24 protein-coding genes are annotated in these 22337 nt (G+C 48.9%); 14 read left to right on the forward strand and 10 right to left on the reverse strand.

Annotated elements, in window-relative coordinates; translation table 11 throughout:
* Positions 1–410: 410 nt before the first annotated feature.
* Entirely contained in the window at positions 411–1673 is a 1263-nt protein-coding gene (gene murA, locus MJO57_RS08670) for a UDP-N-acetylglucosamine 1-carboxyvinyltransferase (RefSeq protein ID WP_252024563.1), read from the reverse strand.
* A gap of 171 nt (positions 1674–1844) precedes the next feature.
* Entirely contained in the window at positions 1845–2096 is a 252-nt protein-coding gene (locus MJO57_RS08675; RefSeq protein WP_252024565.1) for a BolA family protein, read from the reverse strand.
* A 423-nt stretch (positions 2097–2519) separates the two neighbouring features.
* Here MJO57_RS08675 and MJO57_RS08680 point away from each other — a divergent pair, with 423 nt between their 5' ends.
* The 3 genes from MJO57_RS08680 to MJO57_RS08690 are packed head-to-tail and all read left to right on the forward strand — an operon-like array spanning position 2520 to position 3762.
* On the forward strand, positions 2520–3026 hold the full coding sequence (locus MJO57_RS08680; protein ID WP_252024567.1) for a hypothetical protein: 507 nt from the start codon (positions 2520–2522) through the stop codon (positions 3024–3026).
* Complete coding sequence (locus tag MJO57_RS08685; RefSeq protein ID WP_252024569.1) at positions 3011–3187, forward strand: hypothetical protein; 177 nt, start codon at positions 3011–3013, stop codon at positions 3185–3187. The genes MJO57_RS08680 and MJO57_RS08685 overlap by 16 nt, the downstream gene beginning before the upstream one ends.
* 8 nt (positions 3188–3195) lie before the next feature.
* Complete coding sequence (locus tag MJO57_RS08690) at positions 3196–3762, forward strand: transposase (protein WP_371924873.1); 567 nt, start codon at positions 3196–3198, stop codon at positions 3760–3762.
* A 107-nt stretch (positions 3763–3869) separates the two neighbouring features.
* Here the strand turns inward: MJO57_RS08690 and MJO57_RS08695 are convergent, their stop codons facing one another.
* A complete protein-coding gene (locus tag MJO57_RS08695) occupies positions 3870–6737 on the reverse strand; it encodes a hypothetical protein (RefSeq protein ID WP_252024573.1) in 2868 nt (955 codons plus the stop codon).
* 316 nt (positions 6738–7053) lie between these two features.
* Positions 7054–8568, reverse strand: a complete 1515-nt coding sequence (locus tag MJO57_RS08700; RefSeq protein ID WP_252017330.1) for an IS66 family transposase — start codon at positions 8566–8568, stop codon at positions 7054–7056.
* Here MJO57_RS08700 and MJO57_RS32690 point away from each other — a divergent pair.
* From MJO57_RS32690 to MJO57_RS08715, 4 genes are all read left to right on the forward strand, one after another.
* On the forward strand, positions 8567–8698 hold the full coding sequence (locus tag MJO57_RS32690; protein WP_256493257.1) for a hypothetical protein: 132 nt from the start codon (positions 8567–8569) through the stop codon (positions 8696–8698). The genes MJO57_RS08700 and MJO57_RS32690 overlap by 2 nt on opposite strands.
* A gap of 335 nt (positions 8699–9033) precedes the next feature.
* On the forward strand, positions 9034–9273 hold the full coding sequence (locus tag MJO57_RS08705) for a hypothetical protein (RefSeq protein ID WP_252024575.1): 240 nt from the start codon (positions 9034–9036) through the stop codon (positions 9271–9273).
* Positions 9239–10897, forward strand: a complete 1659-nt coding sequence (locus MJO57_RS08710; protein ID WP_252017470.1) for a transposase — start codon at positions 9239–9241, stop codon at positions 10895–10897. Before MJO57_RS08705 ends, MJO57_RS08710 begins: the two co-directional genes overlap by 35 nt.
* Positions 10898–11194: 297 nt before the next feature.
* Positions 11195–11473: a hypothetical protein gene (locus MJO57_RS08715; protein ID WP_252024577.1), complete on the forward strand. Its 279-nt coding sequence runs from the start codon at positions 11195–11197 to the stop codon at positions 11471–11473.
* Positions 11474–11479: 6 nt separating this feature from the next.
* On the opposite strand, the gene MJO57_RS08720 is transcribed toward MJO57_RS08715, so the two are convergent.
* The 5 genes from MJO57_RS08720 to MJO57_RS08740 all read right to left on the reverse strand — a co-directional run bounded on the left by MJO57_RS08720 (position 11480) and on the right by MJO57_RS08740 (position 14712).
* Complete coding sequence (locus tag MJO57_RS08720) at positions 11480–11791, reverse strand: lipid asymmetry maintenance protein MlaB (RefSeq protein ID WP_252024579.1); 312 nt, start codon at positions 11789–11791, stop codon at positions 11480–11482.
* On the reverse strand, positions 11788–12486 hold the full coding sequence (locus MJO57_RS08725) for a phospholipid-binding protein MlaC (RefSeq protein WP_252024581.1): 699 nt from the start codon (positions 12484–12486) through the stop codon (positions 11788–11790). The genes MJO57_RS08720 and MJO57_RS08725 overlap by 4 nt, the downstream gene beginning before the upstream one ends.
* A 29-nt stretch (positions 12487–12515) precedes the next feature.
* Entirely contained in the window at positions 12516–12980 is a 465-nt protein-coding gene (mlaD, locus tag MJO57_RS08730) for an outer membrane lipid asymmetry maintenance protein MlaD (protein ID WP_252026989.1), read from the reverse strand.
* A gap of 74 nt (positions 12981–13054) precedes the next feature.
* Positions 13055–13849 (reverse strand): lipid asymmetry maintenance ABC transporter permease subunit MlaE, encoded by a 795-nt coding sequence (gene mlaE / locus MJO57_RS08735; protein WP_252024583.1) that lies wholly within the window; start codon positions 13847–13849, stop codon positions 13055–13057.
* Positions 13846–14712, reverse strand: coding sequence for an ATP-binding cassette domain-containing protein (locus MJO57_RS08740; RefSeq protein ID WP_252024585.1), 867 nt, complete (start codon positions 14710–14712; stop codon positions 13846–13848). The genes mlaE and MJO57_RS08740 overlap by 4 nt, the downstream gene beginning before the upstream one ends.
* Before the next feature lie 240 nt (positions 14713–14952).
* On the opposite strand from MJO57_RS08740, the gene MJO57_RS08745 reads away from it, so the two are divergent.
* The 5 genes from MJO57_RS08745 to lptB all read left to right on the forward strand — a co-directional run bounded on the left by MJO57_RS08745 (position 14953) and on the right by lptB (position 19096).
* Positions 14953–15906 (forward strand): calcium/sodium antiporter, encoded by a 954-nt coding sequence (locus MJO57_RS08745; protein ID WP_252024587.1) that lies wholly within the window; start codon positions 14953–14955, stop codon positions 15904–15906.
* A 148-nt stretch (positions 15907–16054) separates the two neighbouring features.
* Positions 16055–17029, forward strand: a complete 975-nt coding sequence (locus tag MJO57_RS08750) for a KpsF/GutQ family sugar-phosphate isomerase (protein ID WP_252026990.1) — start codon at positions 16055–16057, stop codon at positions 17027–17029.
* Between the two features lie 113 nt (positions 17030–17142).
* Entirely contained in the window at positions 17143–17727 is a 585-nt protein-coding gene (lptC, locus tag MJO57_RS08755; protein ID WP_252024589.1) for an LPS export ABC transporter periplasmic protein LptC, read from the forward strand.
* Between the two features lie 52 nt (positions 17728–17779).
* Positions 17780–18331, forward strand: a complete 552-nt coding sequence (gene lptA / locus MJO57_RS08760; protein ID WP_252024591.1) for a lipopolysaccharide transport periplasmic protein LptA — start codon at positions 17780–17782, stop codon at positions 18329–18331.
* 39 nt (positions 18332–18370) lie between these two features.
* Positions 18371–19096: an LPS export ABC transporter ATP-binding protein gene (gene lptB / locus MJO57_RS08765; protein WP_252024593.1), complete on the forward strand. Its 726-nt coding sequence runs from the start codon at positions 18371–18373 to the stop codon at positions 19094–19096.
* A gap of 18 nt (positions 19097–19114) precedes the next feature.
* On the opposite strand, the gene MJO57_RS08770 is transcribed toward lptB, so the two are convergent.
* Positions 19115–20116, reverse strand: coding sequence for a TIGR02452 family protein (locus MJO57_RS08770; RefSeq protein WP_252024595.1), 1002 nt, complete (start codon positions 20114–20116; stop codon positions 19115–19117).
* Positions 20117–20523: 407 nt separating this feature from the next.
* Here MJO57_RS08770 and MJO57_RS08775 point away from each other — a divergent pair, with 407 nt between their 5' ends.
* Together MJO57_RS08775 and MJO57_RS08780 are read left to right on the forward strand one after the other, a co-directional pair.
* Complete coding sequence (locus MJO57_RS08775) at positions 20524–21537, forward strand: hypothetical protein (RefSeq protein ID WP_252024598.1); 1014 nt, start codon at positions 20524–20526, stop codon at positions 21535–21537.
* 176 nt (positions 21538–21713) lie between these two features.
* Complete coding sequence (locus MJO57_RS08780) at positions 21714–22124, forward strand: hypothetical protein (protein WP_252024600.1); 411 nt, start codon at positions 21714–21716, stop codon at positions 22122–22124.
* The last annotated feature ends 213 nt before the right edge of the window (positions 22125–22337 follow it).

Below are 22337 nucleotides of genomic sequence, written 5' to 3' on the forward strand. Positions count from 1 at the left end.
CGGGTGAAGCGCCATCCTGACGTTGATTTATATTAACCTGATTTGCTGTGCCAGAATCAGGTTGACCAGAAACCAGGCCACCGCTCGCTCTAACCGATGGAGATCCGGATACATTCACTATGCTGGTGGGGTTATTAATAAGTCTCGTTAAGTCCATTCGTTAAGACTCCATTCTATTGCCTGACACATTCTGGTGTTTGTGGCAGCCTTCATCACACCTGGTGAGCCAGCAAAACAAATGTATTGACAAGGCTTTATTCTCTAATGGATTTAAAGGCTTCAGAAATATTCAGATCATCAATCATAAAATTGAAACGATCGTTTTATTAGAATGGTAAAAAAGAGAAAAGTTCCCTGATTTTTGACCCGAGAGCCGAAAATCAGGGCAAGAAGGAGAAAGGAAGTGTCAATCAGGCAGGAACACGACGAATTTTGGCACCCAGTTGCTGAAGCTTTTCTTCAATACACTCGTAGCCGCGGTCAATATGGTAGATACGCTCTACAACGGTATCACCTTCAGCGACCAGACCGGCTATCACCAGACTGGCTGAAGCCCGCAGGTCGGTTGCCATAACAGGAGCTGCCTTGAGCTGATCAACCCCTTTGATGATTACCGTGTTACCTTCTACATCAACGTCTGCGCCCATGCGCTTCATTTCCTGAACATGCATGAAGCGATTTTCAAACACGGTTTCGGTGATCCGACCCGTGCCTTCAGCAATGGCATTCAGTGCGGTGAACTGAGCCTGAATATCGGTCGGCATCGCTGGATAAGGTGCCGTTTTCAGGTCAATTGCCTTGGGACGCTTGCCCTTCATATCCAGTTCAATCCAGTCATCACACCATTCTACCGCAGCACCGGTTTCCAGGAGCTTGAGCAAAATCGTATCAAGAATGTCAGGTTGGGTGTCTTTCAGGCGAACCCGACCACCGGTTGCCGCAGCAGCAATCAGGTAAGTGCCGGTTTCAATACGGTCTGGCAATACCGAGTAGGTGCAGCCATTAAGACGCTCCACCCCCTGCACACGGATCACATCGGTACCGTGGCCTTCGATCTTCGCCCCCATGGTAATAAGACACTCAGCCAGATCGACCACTTCAGGCTCACGGGCTGCATTTTCAATAATGGTTTCACCGTTGGCCAGTGCCGCCGCCATCAGGATATTTTCCGTACCGGTTACCGTTACGGTGTCCATCAATATGTGCGCACCTTTCAGGCGATCTTTGACACTGGCTTTGATATAACCGTCTTCAACCACAATATCCGCACCCATGGCCTGCAAGCCACGGATGTGCAGGTCAACCGGGCGGCTACCAATAGCGCAGCCACCGGGCAGGGAAACTTCAGCATAACCAAATCTGGCCAGCAGAGGACCCAGCACAAGAATAGAGGCGCGCATGGTCTTCACCAGCTCATAGGGCGCTACGAGCTGCTTTATCGTGCTGGCATGAACTTCAACGTTCATCTTTTCATCCACCAGCAACTCAACTCCCATGCAGCCAAACAGCTCACACATGGTGGTGATGTCATGCAAATGCGGCAGATTACATACCGTTACCGGAGAGTCTGCCAGCAGGGTAGCTGCCAGGATCGGCAGGGCAGAGTTTTTGGCGCCGGAGACCCGAATCTCTCCATCAAGACGCACACCGCCGGTGATAATCAGTTTATCCATGGTTTCTCACTTAATGACCGGAAAGGAAATCGAACAAGATGCGTTCATCGGAGGACGCCCGGGGAGACGTGCAATTTTCTATAGCATTGCAGCTGTATACAGTGCAGCTATAAACCAGTATCCACCCTGAGCCAATAGATCATTGCCGGATTAAACCTTTCAAGGGTCCTGTCAGTCCTGATTATCCAGTTGCCTGGCACGCTCGGCGGTAGTCAAAGCTACTATCGTTACAGCGTGAATTGCACCACTGGTAATGAATGGATTCAGGTGAGAATAGATCATCTGCTGACGCTGAACCGGTCGCTTTGCTTCGAACTGGTCACTGATTACGGTCAGACGAAAGTCACACCCCTCGCCCTCAACAATCACTTGTGAGCCCGCAATCTCCGTTTCCAGAAGCGCCTTGACCTCGTCGGCTTGCATGATCCAACCTCTCAGGGAATAACAATCAGGAATTTAAAGGGAACAGTAAAACCGGTCAATGATATCTGAGAGAGGGTTCCATGAATAGCCCCAAAACGTTAAGTCGCTCACCAATTGATATTGAATATTCAGGTTCATTCCTTTTTCAAGCGGGTAATTTTTAGCGATACAGGCCAGTATGAATCCGTCGTTCAAAATAAAACCGGGACCCGAAGGAAAAAAGGGTTTTTTGTTCGGGTAATAATCACACTTAGGGTAGACATTAAGCTCAAAAAAGGTTCGTTTCCGGCGGCAGAACCCACCTTGAACAGCCACAATAAAGCTTCGAAACCATTATCAATGGCTGAACAAGATGAGTACTGCAAATAGTAGATTAGTTGAAAAAAACTGTTGACCTGTTTCGACCGGTCAGAACTCCTAAGTATGGCGGAACAGCTTGGTTTTACTATACGACAGCGAGATATCCGTCCTTTGGATTTTATCCTCTCACTGATCGATGCCCTCGCTGGTGATGGAAACTGCGATACCCAGGCGGATCTACACCGTAAATTTAACGAGTTGACGGGGCTGAATGTCTCTTATCGTTCTTGGGCAAATCAAGCTAAAAAGGACGCGCTGCCTACTCTTATCCTGTGGCTATGGGTGCAGTGTCTGGAAATATTTTCCCGCAAAGTCATGGCGTTTGATGAAGACAGTCCATTTTCAGAGTTTGAGCACATTCTGATTCAGGACGGTTCGTCACAAGCTGTCTATGATGCCCTGAAAGAAGCATTTCCCGGCAGGTTCTCAACGGTCAGTCCTGCTGCCGTCGAGCTTCATACGACAATGGATCTTCTCACCAACAACCTGGTGCGGGTGCAGCTGACTGAAGATACCCGTTCAGAAAGAGACTGTCTGCCACACTGCCAACATCCATGGCCTATATCCTGATGCTAATGGATGCCGGTTATTTTGAGCTGGAACTCTTTGCCGCTATTGATGACAGGGAGGGTTCTTTTATCTGCAAGGCACCTCAGAGTATCAACCGACGATACTCAGCGCGGTACGGGAGGATGGCAAGAATCTCAATCGCTACAAAGGACAAAAACTGAAGGATGTACTGTCTGGCTTCCCCAAAGACCAGTGCCTCGACCTGGATGTAGAATGGCCGGGATTCAAAGCCTGGCCATTCCGCTTGGTTGTCCGCTGGAATGACAAAAAACAGAAGTGGGTTTTCGTTGTGACCAACCTGAACCGGGTGGAGTTCACCTTGAGTGATGTGCTCCAGGCCTATCGTCTACGGTGGCAGATAGAGCTGATTTTCAAAGAGATCAAATCCTATTCAGGGTGGCATCGTTTTAACACCAAATCAGCGACACTGGTGTTTAGCCTGATTCTGATGTCCTTTGTGGTTGTGACGTTGAAAAGGTACCTTGCCCATGCTGCACAGGCGAACCTCTGTGAAAGTGGGAGCATTGAGGAAATCTCGACGCACAAGGTGATGAAAAGTGGGACTCACCTGTTTGGTAATGTGATTTCATCGTTGATGAATGCAGGAAAGTCATTGGTCTCATGCATTAAAAAGCTACTGGACTTCTGGGGAAATAATGCGAAACGAGAACACCCTGCACGGGATGGTTGTTCAGGGCGTACAAGATTAGGCCTTTGTGCGGTGGGTGGGGCTTAATGTCTACCTTAAGAATAATCACATACCGCCCACAAATGGTAGAAAGCAATCCTGCCGATTTTGGAAGAATTTTAAATGCACTCTCAATAGATGATTTTTGATAAGAGTCAGGGTATTTTGTCTATTGCAAGTGACTCCCAAAAGTTTTCATCGAAATCAAAATTCTCTGATGACAGTCGTTCATCAATATATTCTGGTAGTTCCAGATTCTTGAGACCTATAGATTCTATAATTCGTGAAACTAAAATCTCGTTCGGAAAGCCTTTACCATGACAGATGGAAGCAATGGACCTCAGCAGTTGCCGGTCAAGCTGACTATCTTTCTGGAGGCTCGGTAGCTTCAGCAGCGTGTCCACGTCCCCGACTGTGGGAAAGCCCCGGCTACTCATCATGGAAGAAATGGAGCTCAGCAATTGTCGGTCAAGCTGGCCATCCTTCTGGAGGCTCGGTAGCTTCAGCAGCGTGTCCACGTCCCCGGCTTTGGGAAAGCCCCGGCTACTCATCATGGAAGAAATGGAGCTCAGCAGTTGCCGGTCAAGCTGGCCATCCTTCTGGAGGCTCGGTAGCTTCAGCAGCGTGTCCACGTCCCCGGCTTTGGGAAAGCCTTTGCCGTGACAGATGGAAGAAATGGAGCTCAGCAGTTGCTGGTCAAGCAGACCACCCTTCTGGAGGCTCGGTAGCTTGAGCAGCGTGTCCACGTCCCCGGCTTTGGGAAAGCCTTTACCATTACAGATAGAAGAAATGGAGCTCAGCAGTAGCTGGTCAAGCTGGCCATCCTTCTGGAGGCTCGGTAGCTTGAGCAGCGTGTCTACGTCCCTGGCTTTGGGAAAGCCTTTACCATGACAGATGGAAGAAATGGAACTCAGCAGTTGCCGGTCAAGCTGGCCATCCTTCTGGAGGCTCGGTAGCTTCAGCAGCGTGTCCACGCCCCCGGCTTTGGGAAACCCTTTACCATTACAGATGGCAGAAATGGAACTCAGCAGTTGCCGGTCAAGCTGGCCATCCTTCTGGAGGCTCGGTACCTTCAGCAGCGTGCCCACGTCCCCGGCGTTGGGAAAGCCTTTACCATGACAGATGGAAGAAATGGAGCTCAGCAGTTGCCGGTCAAGCTGGCCATCCTTCTGGAGGCCAGGTAACTTCAGCAGCGTGTCCACGTCCCCGGCTTTGGGAAAGCCTTTACCATTACAGATAGAAGAAATGGAACTCAGCAGTTGCCGGTCAAGCTGGCCATCCTTCTGGAGGCCAGGTAGCTTCAGCAGCGTTTCCACGTCCCCGGCTTTGGGAAAGCCCAGGCTTTTCATCATGGAAGAAATGGAGCTCAGCAGTTGCCGGTCAAGCTGGCCATCCTTCTGGAGGCTTGGTAGCTTCAGCAGCGTGTCCACGTCCCCGGCTTTGGGAAAGCCTTTACCATTACAGATAGAAGAAATGGAACTCAGCAGTTGCCGGTCAAGCTGGCCATCCTTCTGGAGGCTCGGTAGCTTCAGCAGCGTGTCCACGTCCCCGGCTTTGGGAAAGCCCCGGCTTTTCATCATGGAAGAAATGGAGCTCAGCAGTTGCCGGTCAAGCTGGCCATCCTTCTGGAGGCTTGGTAGCTTCAGCAGCGTGTCCACGTCCCCGACTTTGGGAAAGCCTTTACCATTACAGATGGCAGAAATGGAGCTCAGCAGTTGCCGGTCAGGCTGGTCATCCTTCTGGAGGCTCGGTAGCTTTAGCAGCGTGTTCACGTCCCCGGCTTTGGGAAAGCCTTTTCTATTACAGATGGAAGAAATGGAGCTCAGCAATTGCCGGTCAAGCTGGCCATCCTTCTGGAGGCACGGTAGCTTCAGCAGCGTGTCCACGTCCCCGGCTTTGGGAAAGCCGCGGCCACCCATCATGGAAGAAATGGATCTCAGCAGTTGCCGGTCAGGCTGGCCATCCTTCCGGAGGCTCGATAGCTTCAGCAGCGTGTTCACGTCCCCGGCTTTGGGAAAGCCTTTACCATTACAGATGGAAGAAATGGAGCTCAGCAGTTGCCGGTCAAGCTGGCCATCCTTCTGGAGGATTGGTAGCTTCAGCAGCGTGTCCACGTCCCCGGCTTTGGGAAAGCCCCGGCCACCCATCATGGAAGAAATGGAGCTCAGCAGTTGCCGGTCAGGCTGGCCATCCTTCTGGAGGCTCGGTAGCTTCAGCAGCGCGTCCACGTCCCCGGCTTTGGGAAAGCCTTTACCATGACAGATGGAAGAAATGGAGCTCAGCAGTTGCCGGTCAAGCTGGCCATCCTTCTGGAGGCTCGGTAGCTTGAGCAGTGTGTCCACGTCCCCGGCTTTGGGAAAGCCCCGGCTACTCATCATGGAAGAAATGGAGCTCAGCAGTTGCCGGTCAAGTTGGCCATCCTTCTGGAGACTCGGTAACTTCAGCAGCGTGTCCACGTCCCCGGCTTTGGGAAAGCCTTTACCATTACAGATGGAAGAAATGGAGCTCAGCAGTTGCCGGTCAAGTTGGCCATCCTTCTGGAGGCTCGGTAGCTTCAGCAGCGTGTCCACGTCCCCGGCTTTGGGAAAGCCTTTACCATTACAGATGGAAGAAATGGAGCTCAGCAGTTGCCGGTCAAGTTGGCCATCCTTCTGGAGGCTCGGTAGCTTCAGCAGCGTGTCCACGTCCCCGGCTTTGGGAAAGCCTATACCATTACAGATGGAAGAAATGGATGTAATACATGGATAACATGCTATTGCTTGTACATCACGGTCTTCAATACTCAGAAACTCATTAATGTTTTTCTTTGTTCTTGAGTTTCTTTCGCCCTTGCAGAGCATGCTGGTAATCGTACCCGTGTTTTTAACAGTTCTTTCCACACTACTAAAATAAATGCCAAGCTTGGATAGCAGTTGGACTTTCGACTCATTCGGGCAAGAATTAATCAGCTTATCTAACGTCGGTTTAACGGTGATTTTACGTTCCTGGCAAAGGCCCTTTAATTGATCTAAAGTCGCTATCAATGAATCTTGTTGATACTCATTTTCGTGAGCCGGTCGTTTTCTTTTTAATTTTTCATCCTGTACTGCATCTTCAATGTGAGAAACATTTCTCTTTAAAGAAACTTTTTTCTTAGGGGGCTCACCATTATCGATGGTTGGGAGGCTGTTTCCAATGGGTTCTTGTCTTGAAACGTGCCGACCTGAATAGAAAGAGCTTGAGGGTCTTGATGGTGTTGTGTGATCACTACCAGAAGGTAACACTGTGGAATTTTCACTCCCCATCGCCAGATTTGATTCATTATAGAGTGGGATCATAATTTATGAATTTTATTCGTAACTATTCAGCACTGAGCAAAGGCATATTACAGTAATTCCGAACAGCTCTATGAAGTGATTGATATATGTCCATTCCCTGTTTTCTGGCAGACGACAAATAGCTGCGAATCCGTGCAAACATAGAACCACCGTCTGCACTCCTGAAGCAGCCTGAGATTTTCTGCTTTAACTTGGCCATTCGAACATCCCGCTCACTGCCATTGTTATCGAAGGGAATGGTAAAATCTGACATGAAGCGCAGTGTCTCAGCCTTGAACTCAGTGAGTCGTTTGAAGAGATTGTAAGCTTTAGTATTCTTGACTTTCTTGCGCTTAAGCTCCTCTCGTTGCTTCTCCATATAGACGACTTCTTTCATTAGAGCCCGCTGAAGCAACCGGTCATAAATCTTCTCGATTCGTTCACAGACAACACTTGGCATCTGTAGCATACCTATGGTCTTAAAGCCCTTGCAGTAATGCCAGGAAAGCCTCAGTAGCTTCATCAATCGCAACGCCAGTTGATTGCTGTCCCTATCAACAACACCCAAAAGCTCCCTCAGGTGATGGGCATTGCAAAGTACGTGAGTTGCCGCATATGCAAAATAGGATTTCCAATGATCATGAACCAGAACGCCTGCAAATGTTAGCAGTATGCCCATCGTGTCCATGGCCTCACGACCTCGCTTTTCAGACAAGTAGTAGAGCGTCCATTGTTCATCCCGCATAACGTGTAGCCAGTGCAAAGAGCCCTCGGCCCGCATACCCGTTTCATCGGCTCCGGCAACAGACGATTCCCGCAAGGCGTCACGAATAACCTCTTCAGTAGAAGCCAGATTTTCATAGGTTCTGGCCACAAAATTGGCGACAGTGCCTGCACTTACACTCATTTTATAGAGAGTATTAAAATACTCTGACACGCGCTTAAAAGGCAGGAAATGGTATTGGTTAAGATAGACGGCCATAGCCTGTGTGGCTGAGCCATATTGTGCGGCAGCGGTAACACCTTCCGGGAATTCAGCCTGATTCCGACAACCACAAGTGCAGATTTTTACTTCAGCTCTATGGGCCGTTACTTCAAATTCACCCGGTCTCCCTGGTTCAAACACCTGTCGTTCAATATATTTGACCGGCTCACTATCAAGAAGAGACGCCTGACATTTATTGCATTCTTTAACCGGAAGGTACTCAATATAGTCAGGGATATCGACCTGTTTAAGACAAGTGCCCTGATGCCCTTTCTTTCCACCGGCTTTATTACCAGAAGACTGTCTCAGACTTTTAGGATTGGGTTTTTCATCCGATGGATCGGTACCTTTATCTGCGGAAAGGTCGTCAGAATGATCTGGAGAATTACTGTTTTTACAAGGTTTTTGATAACCATCAGACGATGGCGGCTTGCTGCTGTTTTGACTGTTCTTGCCAACCTTTTCTTCCAATTCTCGACATCGCTCTTCCAGACAGGCAACTCTCATCCGCAGCTCTGCATTCTCTTTCAAGAGAATCTCAGCCGACATAGTTGCGGGTAGTTCTGGAATCATGCTGGCGAATATTGTGGAAAAATGGTGCTTAAGAGGATGGTATAAAAATCAGAAAATTCCAGATTTATGTGGGGGTGCTGAACAGTTACTTTTATTCATTAAGTCGTGCCAGCTCAGACACAGGAAATAGCCTTTTAGTTCATTAATGATCGAATTGCCGTCACTTCTCAATCTCCGAGTGATTGGCAAAGCGGTGTTCGGTCTGCTGGCTGGCTCTGCCCATGGAGCGTAACCGGGCAGTGACTTTGGTCAGGGCGCCTTTGGCTAAATCCGAGCCCGGATAACGATATTGGGTACACTGTTATTGCTGGTCATGGTGTGGGTTCCTTTATGGGCACCCGGTCAGCATGATGATTTTTTTTGATTTGAAGCAGGCAGGAAAATTCCGAAGAGGGAACTTTTTCCCAAGCTATGGTTCAAAAGAAAAGAGAAAGGACAAATTAAAGAAAATAAAAGGACTAATTTATGCTGCCCAATACTGCAATTAATCAAACATCAATATTGCCCAGAGTTCAACCGCAATCTGTAGAATCACTACCAAGCCAACAGCTAGAACCTGGCTATTTCAACTATTTACCGGTTGTAGTGATTGAAGAAATCGCAAAGAGACGTAATTTCTCAAAAAGTGCTGGAAGCAGGATAATTTCGGTCAGTCGTCTATCCTCTCACCATGGCTTTTCTAGAACACCAGCAGTTACAACCTGAAGATCTACTGAGATTCATCACTCAGCAGCAAGAGCAGATCATTCAGCTCAAAGAGCAGATAGAATTGCTTGAAGCAGAGATTCGTCGTCTAAAAAAACTGCCCGCAAAGCCTGACATCAAACCAAACACCAAACCTCCCGATGATGACACCGGCAGCCCTGATGGAGATCCATCCGCTCCTGAGGGTAACGATGGAGCCAGCCCAGACACCTCGTCAAAGCAGAAGGTTAAGAAGCCCAACGAGAAAACCAGAAAGCAGCGTAAACAGCCCCGAAAGCCATCGGCGGAAAAATCCATACCCATTGCTGCCACTGATGTTCCGGAGGGATCAATCAGGAATGGAACCACCCCTTTTCATGTTCAGGAACTGACAATACAAACATCCAGTATTGAATATCTTTTAGAGCAATGGGTGACACCCGATGGACAAACCATTACGGCCAAACCGCCAGCCAGCCTTCATGGACATCATTACGGGCCAATGCTGCAGGCCTACGTTCTGCACCAGTATCATGGTTGCTCCGTTACCCAGCCAGAACTGCTGGACTGGCTATGGGACATTGGAATCTCTATTTCCAGCGGGGAACTCAGCCAGCTTCTGACGAAAGGACACGAGCAGTTCCATGCTGAGAAAGATGAGCTGTTGACTACAGGTATTCGCTGTTCAAGTTATATCCAGACAGACGACACGGGAACAAGGCATAAGGGGAAGAACGGTTACTGCACCATCATCAATAACGAGTCCTTTGCCTGGTTCGAGAGCACAGACAGCAAAAGCCGGGAAAATTTCGTAAGCCTACTGCACCGCCCATGGTCAACTTACACGTTCACCGACGATGCCTTGATCTATCTGGAAAAACTGGATTACCCCAAAAAGTGGCTACGCGTTCTTAATCCATACAGAGGCGTCACCTTCCTGAGCCATGAAGCCTGGGAAGAATGTATGAAAGACCTGAGACTAACTGGTAGACGGCGCCAGCAGGCCAGTGAAGCCATGATTTATGGCAGCCTGATACAGCATGGAGCAGGACATCTTACCACCTTCAGTGATGGGGCAAGGCAGTTCGACGTTTTCAAACACAGCCAGTGCTGGATACATGCAGAGCGAGGGCTGGCAAAAGTTCATCCGGTCAATGATCAGCAGGCCATGGCTCAGAAATGGCTTCGGACATGGTTCTGGGCCATTTACGATGACCTTAAAGACTTCAAGACAGAGCCAACTGAAAAAAAGGCAATAAAAGTACGACAGGGGTTCCAGGCGCTGATCCAAACCCAAACGTGCAGTGGGCTTCTTCAGGATGCTCTGTCAGGGTTGGCTGTAATCAAGGAAGAGCTATTACTGGTTCTGGATGACCCGAGCTTACCGCTGCACAACAACCTGAGCGAGAGTCAGATACGAGAATATGTTAAACGACGAAAGATCAGTAGTGGGACGCGAAGCGATTTGGGGCGGCAATGTCGCGACACCTTTGCCAGCCTGAAAAAAACGTGTCGCCTGTATGGTCTCTCTTTTTGGGATTATCTGAAAAGCCGACTAATGGGCGATGGGTTATTTCCGAGATTGAGTAACCTGATTGAGGAGGCTTCACGTCATCTTCCGTGTGGTGCTGCCAGCAGTTTTTGAGAAATTACAAAGAGACTTACTCTGCCAGATGTTATTCGCTTAAAGCAAGTTTGTAAGCATACAGATAATTCTATTAACGACTACATAATCGATAAAGCAAAAACGAGATACTTTCAAAATATAACACCAGAAGAAATTGATAGTGAACAATGGGAGTATGATGCCGCCTATACTTCATATCTTCAAAATTTCGGTGATTGGGAGACAAGAGGTACTCCACAGCCCGGAATGAAAGAATACTCAACTGATTGTCGAGACATTGTTAAGGTTTTCTCATACCAGGAGGGTAAGAATCAAGTGAAGGACTGGATTATGTTTGGAGAATTAAATGATGGTAGTGTATTCAGCTTTTCAGGAGGTTGCAGCTATACAGGCTTTGAATATGAAGGAGGAGGTATGATGATGGTCGCTCCGAACTGGGGAAATTTATTTGATCATTCAAGTGATTGCGAGTTGAGAGATTTTGTTAATAATATGAATAAAGATAATTTAACTGAGTTGACAAAAAAGTTACTTGCTGAAGAAGAAGTTTTAAGAAGCACATTGAAAAATATGTTTCAAAAAAGGGCAGCTTAAGCAAAATCAGCTCTGCCGGCAGCTGACACTCTCCAGCAATGGCTGAATGCCACAAACCTGAGCCAGTGCTTCCAGCTCATCAGGCATACCGGTAAAACCTATGGATTTTTGATTTTTTTCCGCCAACCGGATCCAGGAGAGGAAGACGGATAAGGCAGAACTGTCGGCATGGGAAATACCGCTCAGGTCAATTTCCCAACAGTTATCCCCGGCATTCAGTAGCAAACTGGCACCCTGCTCTTCAATCGCTGCTGAGGTTGCGAAATTAACCAGGCCATCGAGTTTAAACCGGCCAGCTGCCACAGCTTGCAATGTCATGACTTGTTGCTCACAGCATTTTTCTCTGCCGCCACACCCTTCATGATTTCCGGCCAGTGATCCACAACATACTGGATGTCGTTATACTTACTCATGGCTTCTGCAAACTGGTTACGGAACTGAATGCCAATGTTGATGCCATCAACAATGATATTTCTGAGCTTCCAGTGCCCATCCTGGTGAACCATGGAATAAGAGATAGCCACTGTGCCTGAAGACGTTTTGACCGTCATATTCACCGGAACCAGCCGTGCTTTGCCTGACCGGTAGTCATTTAATACGGTATCAGGCACCGCATCGACTTTTTCGATAATCAATCGGGTGTCATCGAGTTTCAGCAAGGCCTTGCCGTAGAAGCTGAGCAAACTGTCTTTAAATGTCTTCGAAAACTGTTCAATTTGTCCGGCTTTAGCACGGCGGGAGTATTTACCCATCACTCCCCGGGCAATGGAGTCAAAGGCAACGGCAGGGGACAACTGGCGATCAACCTCGGCAATAAAGGCTGCATTATTGTTTTTATAGTGGTTAATGTTTTTTTCAAAGGTGGTGAGAAGCTCCCGGGTAATCTTCTCGACTTCTCCCTGAGGTGATTCAATGGCCTGCTCTGCGGCTATGACGGCTGAGGGCCATCGGAAAAACAGTGCCATCAGGAAAAACACCAGGAAAGCCGCCACATTGTTATTGCCTTTCATCATCCATTCCATCCATTAGCCAGAGCTAGGAATTACTCGCTTTTATTTACCGTACCCAGAAGAAATTTCCCGATCAACTCCTCGAGAATAAGCGCTGACTGGGTGTCTTCAAAGCGCTCGCCATGGCGCAAAAATGACTCATCACCACCAATGCTGATGCTGATATATTGTTCTCCCAGTAATCCTGCCGTCACAATCGATGCTGTACTGTCGATGGGTATATTATCGATCCGCTGATCAATATCCATCACTACTTTGGCCATGTAAATCGTTTTATCCAGCTCGATTTTTTTGACCTTGCCAACCGTCACGCCTGCCATCGATATTTTTGATCGAGGCTTCAGTGCGCCTGCGTTATCAAAATAAGCATGGAGTTCATAAGTTTCACCGCTGCTCTGGAGGGAAAGCCCACTGACCTTAACCGCCATAGCGACCAGGGCCAGCATTCCCATCAGCATAAAGGCGCCAACACTGATTTCTACCGTTCGCATCCGCATTCTATGCGCTCTCCCTCTCTCCATAGCCATAGGTTCTGTTGACACAAGTTTACTGGCCCGGGTCAAACCGGAACCTACAGTTCACCAAACATTACTGCGGTCAGAATGAAATCCAATCCAAGGACAGCAAGGGAAGAATAAACGACTGTCCTTGTTGTTGCACGACTAATGCCTTCTGATGTCGGGACTGCGTCATACCCCTGAAAGACGGCGATCCAGGTCACCACGACACCAAACACCAGGCTTTTCACCATGCCATTGCCAACATCTTGCACAAAATCAACCGACTGCTGCATGCCACTCCAGAACGAACCTTCATAAATGCCCAGCCAGTCAACACCCACCATGACACCACCAAGAATCCCCACCAGGTTGAAGATGGCGGTCAGCAGGGGCATGGAGATGACACCCGCCCAGAAACGAGGCGCAATCACCCGTTTCAAAGGGTCGACACCAATCATTTCCATACTGGATAGCTGTTCGGTGGCTTTCATCAGCCCAATCTCGGCGGTCAGGGCAGAGCCTGCACGCCCGGCAAATAACAGAGCTGTCACCACCGGCCCCAGTTCACGAACCAGACTTAGCGCTACCAGCTGTCCAACAGAACCTTCTGAGCCGTAGCGCACCAGAATACTGTAGCCCTGCAACCCCAGGACCATACCAATAAAAAGGCCGGAAACCGTGACAATTATTAACGACAGAACACCTACATTATAGAGTTGCTGAATCAGCAGAGCGCCGCCCCCACTAAAGCCAGTTTTGGAAAAAATTGATTGAAACAGAAAAATCCCTGACCGTCCCAGGGACTGGATATGACCAAGTCCAAACTGGCCGAGTCGGGACAAACGACCCAGAACGTCAAGCTTCATGTTGCCTCTCCCGGAGCCAGTAAGTCGTTTTGATAATCATCTGCCGGATAGTGAAAGGGAACCGGACCATCTGGCAATCCCTGCATAAACTGGCGTACCCTGGCATCACTTGAGTTCAACATTTCATCCGGTGTTCCTGAGCCAATCACTTCTCCATCAGCCATCAGATACAGCAAATCAGCAATACTGGCCGTCTCATGAAGATCGTGGGACACAATGATACTGGTGATGCCCAGCGCTTGATTCAGCTTTCGAATCAGCTCCACCAGCACCCCCATGGCAATCGGATCCTGCCCGACAAAGGGTTCATCATACATTACCATTTCAGGGTCAAGTGCAATCGCTCTTGCCAGGGCGACGCGTCGGCTCATCCCTCCGGACAGTTCACCGGGCATCAGTGACCAGGCGCCGCGAAGCCCGACAGCGTGCAGCTTCATCAGCACGATATCACGTATCATTCTGTCACAGAGCTGACTATGAATGCGCAGGGGAAAGGCGACGTTCTCAAATACGGTCAAATCAGTAAACAGTGCCCCGCTCTGGAAAAGCATGCCCATTTTACGACGCTGAACAAATAACTGGTCCCTTGACAGATCAGCCAGATCCTGCCCATCAACCAGGATAGAACCCTGATCGGGGCGAAGCTGACGGCCAATCAGCCGAAGCAGTGTGGTCTTTCCGGTTCCTGAAGGCCCCATGATACCCACCACTTTTCCACGGGGTATATCCATATCGATATTCTTGAAGATAGCCCGGGCACCTCGATAAAAGGTCAAACCACGAATTTCAACAAAATTATTGGTGCGGCTTTCGTTGCTGTGTTCTTCGCTGTTTTTTTCAACAGCAGATACGGAATTCATCATTAAGCTCGCAGATCCCTGCAATAGACAGAATTTAGCAGTCTCCCAGATAAGACATTATGACCTGTTTCATGCGGTTATTGCACCCTATCGATAACAACTTGATCGATAGCAACGCTTAAATTCTTTCGGATAGTGCTTACCTGCATGTAGCCAATTCAGGCTGTAATGCAGTTGCATTGCCCGCCTGCTTTTCCATAAACTCCCTATCTTTATATACGAAACCTTGAGAACCCTCCCGGAATGATTTATGCCATAGCCGCCATTATTGTTGGCTTCATCCTCCTTACCTGGAGTGCAGACCGTTTTGTCGGCGGAGCTGCCGCTACCGCAAGAAACTGGGGGATATCCCCCATGCTTATCGGCTTGACGGTGGTATCCATAGGTACGTCTGCACCAGAAATTCTGGTGTCACTGATGTCGGCTATCCAGGGGCACACAGATATCGCTGTTGGCAATGCCATTGGTTCCAATATTGCCAATATTGGACTGGTTCTGGGTATAACTGCGCTGATTGCGCCACTACCGGTAAAAACGGCACTAGCCAAACGGGAAATACCCTGGCTGTTATTCGTCACCGTGATTGCCGGTGCCTGCCTTGCCAATAACTACCTCGGGCTGATAGAAAGCCTGGTGCTGCTCAGTGGACTTTTCATTACGCTCTATCTGATGGTGACCTGGCAAAAAGCGCACCCTGAAGAACCGCTGGCAGAGGTTGAAGAAATTGAAGCGCTGCCTTCCGGCAAAGCTTACCTTGAATTGTTTGGCGGGTTGATACTGCTGCTGATCAGTGCCCAGATCCTGGTGTGGGGTGCCACTAAAATTGCCACGCTGCTGGGGGTCAGTGAGCTGATCGTTGGTTTGACCGTTGTCGCCATTGGTACCAGCCTGCCTGAGCTTGCTGCATCGGTTGCCAGCGCCATACGGGGTCACCATGATATTGCCCTTGGCAACGTTGTCGGCTCAAACATCTTCAATTTGCTGGCGGTACTGTCCATGCCCGGCCTGGTTGCCCCCGGCCCGCTGAAGGAATCGGTTTTCTCCAGAGATTACACCGTCATGCTGGCATTTACTGTGCTTCTGGCGGCCATGGCCATGCTCGGTAAAAAACCCAAAACGCTTGGACGTTTTGCAGGTATTATCCTTTTGGCAGGGTATGCCTGTTATGGAACATGGTTATACGTGCAAACGGTTTAGGCATTGATCAAAACTGGCAGCGGGGCTGAATACTCCCCCCTTCCACTGCACTGAACTATTTTATACCGGAGTCTTAAAGGCTATGCTTGGCCATAAAATCCCTGTCAGCTCCATGAAAGGCGTTACCTCACAAACAGGCTTGACTGAAATGACCCTTGACCAGAATTTTATTGAAATTGGTCGTCGTACCATCCAGATCGAAAAGGATGCCATTGACGCGTTGCTGCCACGTGTTGGTGAAGACTTCAGCAATGCCTGCCGGTTAATGTTGGAGTGCCGTGGCCGGGTTGTCGTGGTGGGTATGGGGAAGTCAGGACATATTGCCCGTAAAATCAGTGCAACTCTGGCCAGTACCGGTACACCGGCATTTTATGTACATCCCGGTGAAGCCAGCCATGGTGACATGGGCATGATCACCGCAGACGATGTGGTGCTGGCTATATCCAACTCGGGTGAAACGGCCGAAGTGATTACCCTGCTCCCCCTGTTTAAGCGTATGGGAGCGGCTGTGATCAGTATGACCGGCAAACCTGCTTCCACGCTGGCCCAGGCCGCTGAAGTTAACCTGAACACCGGGGTTGATAAAGAAGCCTGCCCGCTTGATCTGGCACCAACCTCCAGTACCACCACTCAGCTGGTTATGGGTGACGCTCTGGCTATTGCGCTATTGGAAGCTCGGGGCTTCACTGCGGAAGACTTTGCGTTTTCACACCCTGGCGGTGCGTTGGGTCGCAGACTGCTGTTGAAAGTACAGGACATCATGCATGACGGCAATCGAATCCCTGCTGTAAAAAAAGGCACACGCCTGGGCGAAGCGCTGCTGGAAATGACCCGGAAAGGTCTCGGCATGACATCCATTATTGATGAGAACAATGTCGTTGTGGGTATCTTTACCGACGGCGATCTTCGTCGCGCCCTGGATCACGGGGTTGACCCGCACAACACTACCATTGACGATGTCATGACCATCAAGTGCACCACCATTACACCGGACATTCTTGCTGCTGAAGCGCTGAGAATCATGGATGACCGCAAAATCAATGCACTCATCTGTGTTGACCATGACCGGCGTGCTGTCGGTGCCATCAATATGCATGACTTGCTGAAAGCGGGTGTGGTTTAAACACTTTGTATTAGCCCAAGGCTGTTTACTGGCTCAAGGCTGTTCACTGGCTCAAGGCTGTTTACCCGCTCAAGGCTGTTTACCCGCTCAAGGCTGATAGTTACGGAACCCGGATGACCTACCGCAACCATCTGATTATCTCTGCAATCCTTACGCTAATGCTGGTTGTCGGCTATTGGGCCTATGATGGCTCAATAGTGACGGTCAGTGCCAGCCGATCGGAAATCATCCGCCAGGATGCTGACTACTTTCTGGTCGATGCCCGGATTAAGGAATATGACGTTTACGGAAAGCTGCAATATCAGCTAGAGTCTGAGAGCATTTCCCATTACCCCCATAATGACAACACTCTCCTCCAGTACCCCATATTGACTAACTTCAGTGATAATGGGCAACTCACGGTCTCCAGGTCAGAGAACGGAAAGTTGCTGTCCGGTGGCAAAGATATTGAACTGTGGGATAATGTCGTGGTCGTCCAAAGCAGCCCGTCAGTTCAGCAACAGGCCTATGAGCAAAAGCTCACAATGGAAACGGACTTCCTCACCATATCACCGGATGAGGAAATTGCCGATACCAACCGGCCGGTTCTTATTACCAGTGATACCGGTGAAACACGAGCCCTTGGGATGACCGCTTGGTACCAGCAGGGAAAGATTCAATTGAAGTCCAGAGTACGGGGAGTCTATGAACCTGAGTAAGCCACTTGTTGTCAGAATCAACGATAGATACCTGTCAGGGAAGCGACAGTCTATGAAGCGTCAGTTGGCCCGGTTAACCGCTCTCCTGACCAGAAAGTGGCTCACTGGACTGCTGTTGGTTCCCATGGTGGCCATGGCGTTGCCTGACGATCGGCAACAGCCGATCAACATCAATTCCGACTCTGCTGACATAGATAACCGCAAAGGGGTCTCTGTTTATCGTGGGGATGTCGTGATGACCCAGGGGACTACCCGCATCACCGGTGACACTATCACCATCTACACCAGCGATCGTGAGGTGACCAAAGTCATTGCCCGGGGCGACAAGACCAGAGCTTATTATGAAGAGCTGCAACCTGCTGGGCAGGGAACCGTTCAGGCCTGGGGCAACACAATTCGTTATGATGTCAACAGTGACCAGATTGAACTGATCAACAATGCTCAGCTCTCCCAAAAGGGGGACACCTTTAAGGGTGAAAAGATTCACTACAACGTTACATTGCAGACCGTCAATGCCAAGGGCACGCCCAGCCAGGGAGAAAGTGGCCGGGTACAGATGGTTATTCAGCCCCGTCAGGAAAAAGCGGCCAGCAACAAACCCTGACAGTCCCTTTGTTTTTTATTCAGGTTAACAGACAACCGGATGGCAATCCTCAAGGCAGAACATCTTAGCAAAAGCTACAAAGGCAGAGAGGTGGTTAAAGATGTCTCTCTGCAGGTTAACAGTGGCCAGATCGTTGGTCTTCTCGGTCCCAATGGCGCAGGAAAGACCACCTGTTTTTACATGATTGTCGGGCTGGTTAAAGCGGATGGCGGTCAAGTCAGCATTGACCAGCAGGACCTGACTTTTCGGGCAATGCACCACCGGGCCCGTGCCGGTATCGGTTACCTCCCCCAGGAAGCCTCTATATTCCGCCGCCTCACCGTGCGAGACAATATTCTGGCCATTCTGGAAACCAGGAAAGACCTTAATAAAAAGCAGCGAATTGAGAAAATGGAGTCGCTGCTCAATGAATTCAATATAGGCCATATTCGGGACAGTGCCGGCATGGCTCTGTCCGGCGGGGAAAGACGGCGGGCAGAAATTGCCAGGGCACTGGCCACCGATCCGACCTTTATCCTTCTGGACGAACCCTTTGCCGGCGTTGACCCGATATCCGTTGGTGATATCAAGTCCATTATCCGGCATCTGCAGAATCGCGGCATCGGTGTGTTGATCACCGACCATAATGTCCGTGAAACGCTGGATATCTGTGAGAAGGCTTACATTGTCAGTGAAGGGCATATCATTGCTGAAGGCGACAGCCATACGGTACTGTCAAATCAGAAGGTCCGTGACGTTTATCTTGGGCATCAGTTCAGCCTGTGACCTATGAGACCATCAACACTATGCTCCGGGAAAATGGTCTTTAAACACCCGCAACATTGCCGGATCAGTAACAGGAAATGTGACGGACACAAACCTCTCTTTAAAGTCATCCTCAGCCAAAAGATCAGCAAACAGCCTGGCAATATCAGCTGCGTCATGGGCGAAAATACCACAGCCCCAGGCCCCCAGGATCAAATGTTTCACGCCATTGTTGGCAGCGACAGACAGGATCTTTCTGGCACGAACATACATTGTCTGCTGGATGGTCTCTTGGGGTATGCCATTGCAGAACGGTCTGTCCACTGCCGCAGCAGTGATGAAAGAGACCAGGTAAGGTGTTTCCGGATTGCCGTTATCGTCTTTAAAAACAGGCACGTCAGGCGAATACAGGATCGTGTCCGAGTAAAGCCCCCGATGGGTTGCGTGATGTTGCCGGTTATAAACGTACATCTGCTTTCCGGTATCACTGTTCAGCGAAGCAAAAAGTGCAGAGGCCCTTGCCAGGCTGTCTTCCTGGGTGTTGGTGCCATCCCGGAACATCCCGCCGGGATCAACTGCAGAGGCAAAATTCAGGCAGGCCACGTGTTCCTTGCCATTCACTCTGGCAATCCGGTGACAGGCTTCCAGAGAGGTCTCCTGCATAATCTGAATATCAGTAAGTGGGTAGAAGTAATCTGAAGGGGGCTGAAGAGAAATGGTGTCGTTTGCAGCATAAAACAGGGTATTGGCAATACACCGTTCAATCGTTGCTTTCAGGTCTATTGTTGTGCCATTGAAGCTGAATGCTTTGTTGTTCAGAATCTCCACAGTGTCCAGTGCGATGGCTCTGAACTTTGCCTGCCCCGGACTCATACCGAGTCGTTTAGCCGATGATGCCACTGTTCTGGTACTAATGGATTTTCCTGAACGATCTGAAAGCTCATGGCTGACTGCCGACAAACCGGCAGCCCTGACTTTCTGCTTCTTCTTGCTGTAGGTTTGAGGCACTTTTACCGCAGGTTGTCTGGCCACCGGATCCATTATCTATGCCCTCAATCGTTTTGCTATTGGTGCAGGTACTGGCATGTCAGTATGGCCTATGTTTTCGGCCAGGTAGATTTGATGAATAAAAATAATCGATATCAACAGCTGTTGACCGATTTCAAATCGGTAAGCAGATATAAGTGCAGGCTAATCTAATACGCTCGCAATCGTGACTGTTTATTTTTTAATTGAGGTCTATGGCATTACAGGTGGGCTGACTATGCCATTTTGATGCAAGGGTTATACAGTCAACAGCCCGATCACAAAGTACACTTTTAATGGGCACGGAACCAGTTAGATCTTATTAGTCCTCAGTTCTCTTCAAAATATTCAAATGATTGATGGAGTGAAATGAGGTTTCCCTGCCTGTCTTATAACGCGCTCACAATAATAGGGTCACTATCATGGAACCTGGAAGATTTTCTTCGTCGTACCGATATACTGAATCAACCAAAATCACTGTTCAGCCCCGTTCCAGTAGTAAACCTGCAGCTGCAAGGTGTGCTCCAAGACCAAAATCGTCATTTGGCTCATTTTCTGTGTGGGGTGGTGATAATGGAAAGGAGTCACTGTCCCGGCCGGAAAAGGTTACAGAGAGGCAGATTGATGGAGGAAAGGTATATACAGTTGCCGGTTTATCTAAACTCGGCGATAGAAGTATTGATATCTATGTTACGCAAAGTGGCAAGGTGCATCACTCATCACCCGGAAACAGATTGGTGCATTATGGAACCGGCGATGAAATCAAAGAGCTCAAGCCCGGGGAGGATAGAATCGAGAGGAGTGAAGTTGATAAAGAGTTTTATTACCTCAGTAAGGGACAAAGCAAGCTGTTGCAGAGAGGCAAGGTTTATGGGGCTGCAGGTAGTATTCCGGACTGTTATGTTTCTCCACAAGGTAAATTAATTAAAGCAGGCACTGGTGCCAGGTTATTTCAAATAGGGGCAGAAAAGGAGCTTATAGAGTATAAGCCCGACTCAAAAGGCTATCAGCATATTATTTCAAAAAAGAAAGAACATTTTATTGTGACTCCAAAAGGTGCGTTCCCTCTGAAACCAGGTACTGTTCAGCCGGGTGCAGTGAACAGCCCTGCCGTGTACCTATCAGAAAACGGAGAGCTGACGGTTGCTTCTGACATCCGTTCCCGACTGTTCAAGTTGGGCGCTGAAGATGAGGCGGTAGAGTTCAATTCAAGTGAAGCGGCCTTTAAATATGTAGTATCAAAGCGACAGACTCCTTTTCTTATTACGTCTAAAGGCGTCTGTACCTTAAAGCCAGAATCATTTTACAGGGCTCAGGATGGCAGGCCTGATATGTATATTTCTGCAGATTGCGTACTGACAAGAGCTTCAGACACTACATCCCGATTAGTTAGTTCTCGTCCAAAAACTCTGCAGCCTATGCGTGCCAAGGCTTAGAGGGAAAAAATCAAGTTTTGTTTTGACGCCTTTTTCAACCAGTTTTCGGGGGCTACAGCGGAGTTGATGTGATTTTCCTGTAAATTCAGAGCACGTCAAATCTCTGTAGGCTACGTGGCCCAAGGGCTATAGTTTTTGGATGGGAACTAGTTAAATTATGTGATGAAGATGAGGCCGTGGAATATGAACCAAACTTATCAAACTTTAATGTTAAGATTTCACAGAGTGGGCGTCCATACTGTGTCACTTCTTCAGGCGCGACGCCTTTAAAGCCGGGTTCGCTTTATCCGGCTCAGGGAATCAAGCCTGCCTTCTATATTTCCAGGGCATGTGAGTTGACAACCGCTTCCAGTAAAGATGCCAGGCTCTTTAAACTAGGCGGGGAAGACCAGGCTGTAGAATATAAAAAAGATGCCAAAGGCTTTAATTATGTTGTTTCAAAGCAGAAGAGTCCTTTTCTGGTTACTACTGAGAGTGTTCGCCCGTTAACCTATGACCAAACAGTCACTTTGAAACTGCCTACTGGTCGACAACTGGAGATTACTGCTAAAAGGGGAAAGGAGCTGCAACACAAGTTTATTAATTAGATGTCGTGAACCTGATTTCTGGTCCGGAGGCGCAAGCATTGTTCTATTGAGCAAACGTCTCCGGCTTGCAGAGGAGAAAACAATCAGACAAACAGAATCCAGTGCCGAGCCATACCAGCAATAAATAGATACCCCAATCACAGGCAGCAGCGCACAAAAACGCAGGGGCAGGCTCTTTCTTATTTTCGTCAGAACGTCGGTTTCATCACTGAC

This window comes from Endozoicomonas sp. SCSIO W0465, assembly GCF_023716865.1.
GTDB lineage: Bacteria > Pseudomonadota > Gammaproteobacteria > Pseudomonadales > Endozoicomonadaceae > Endozoicomonas.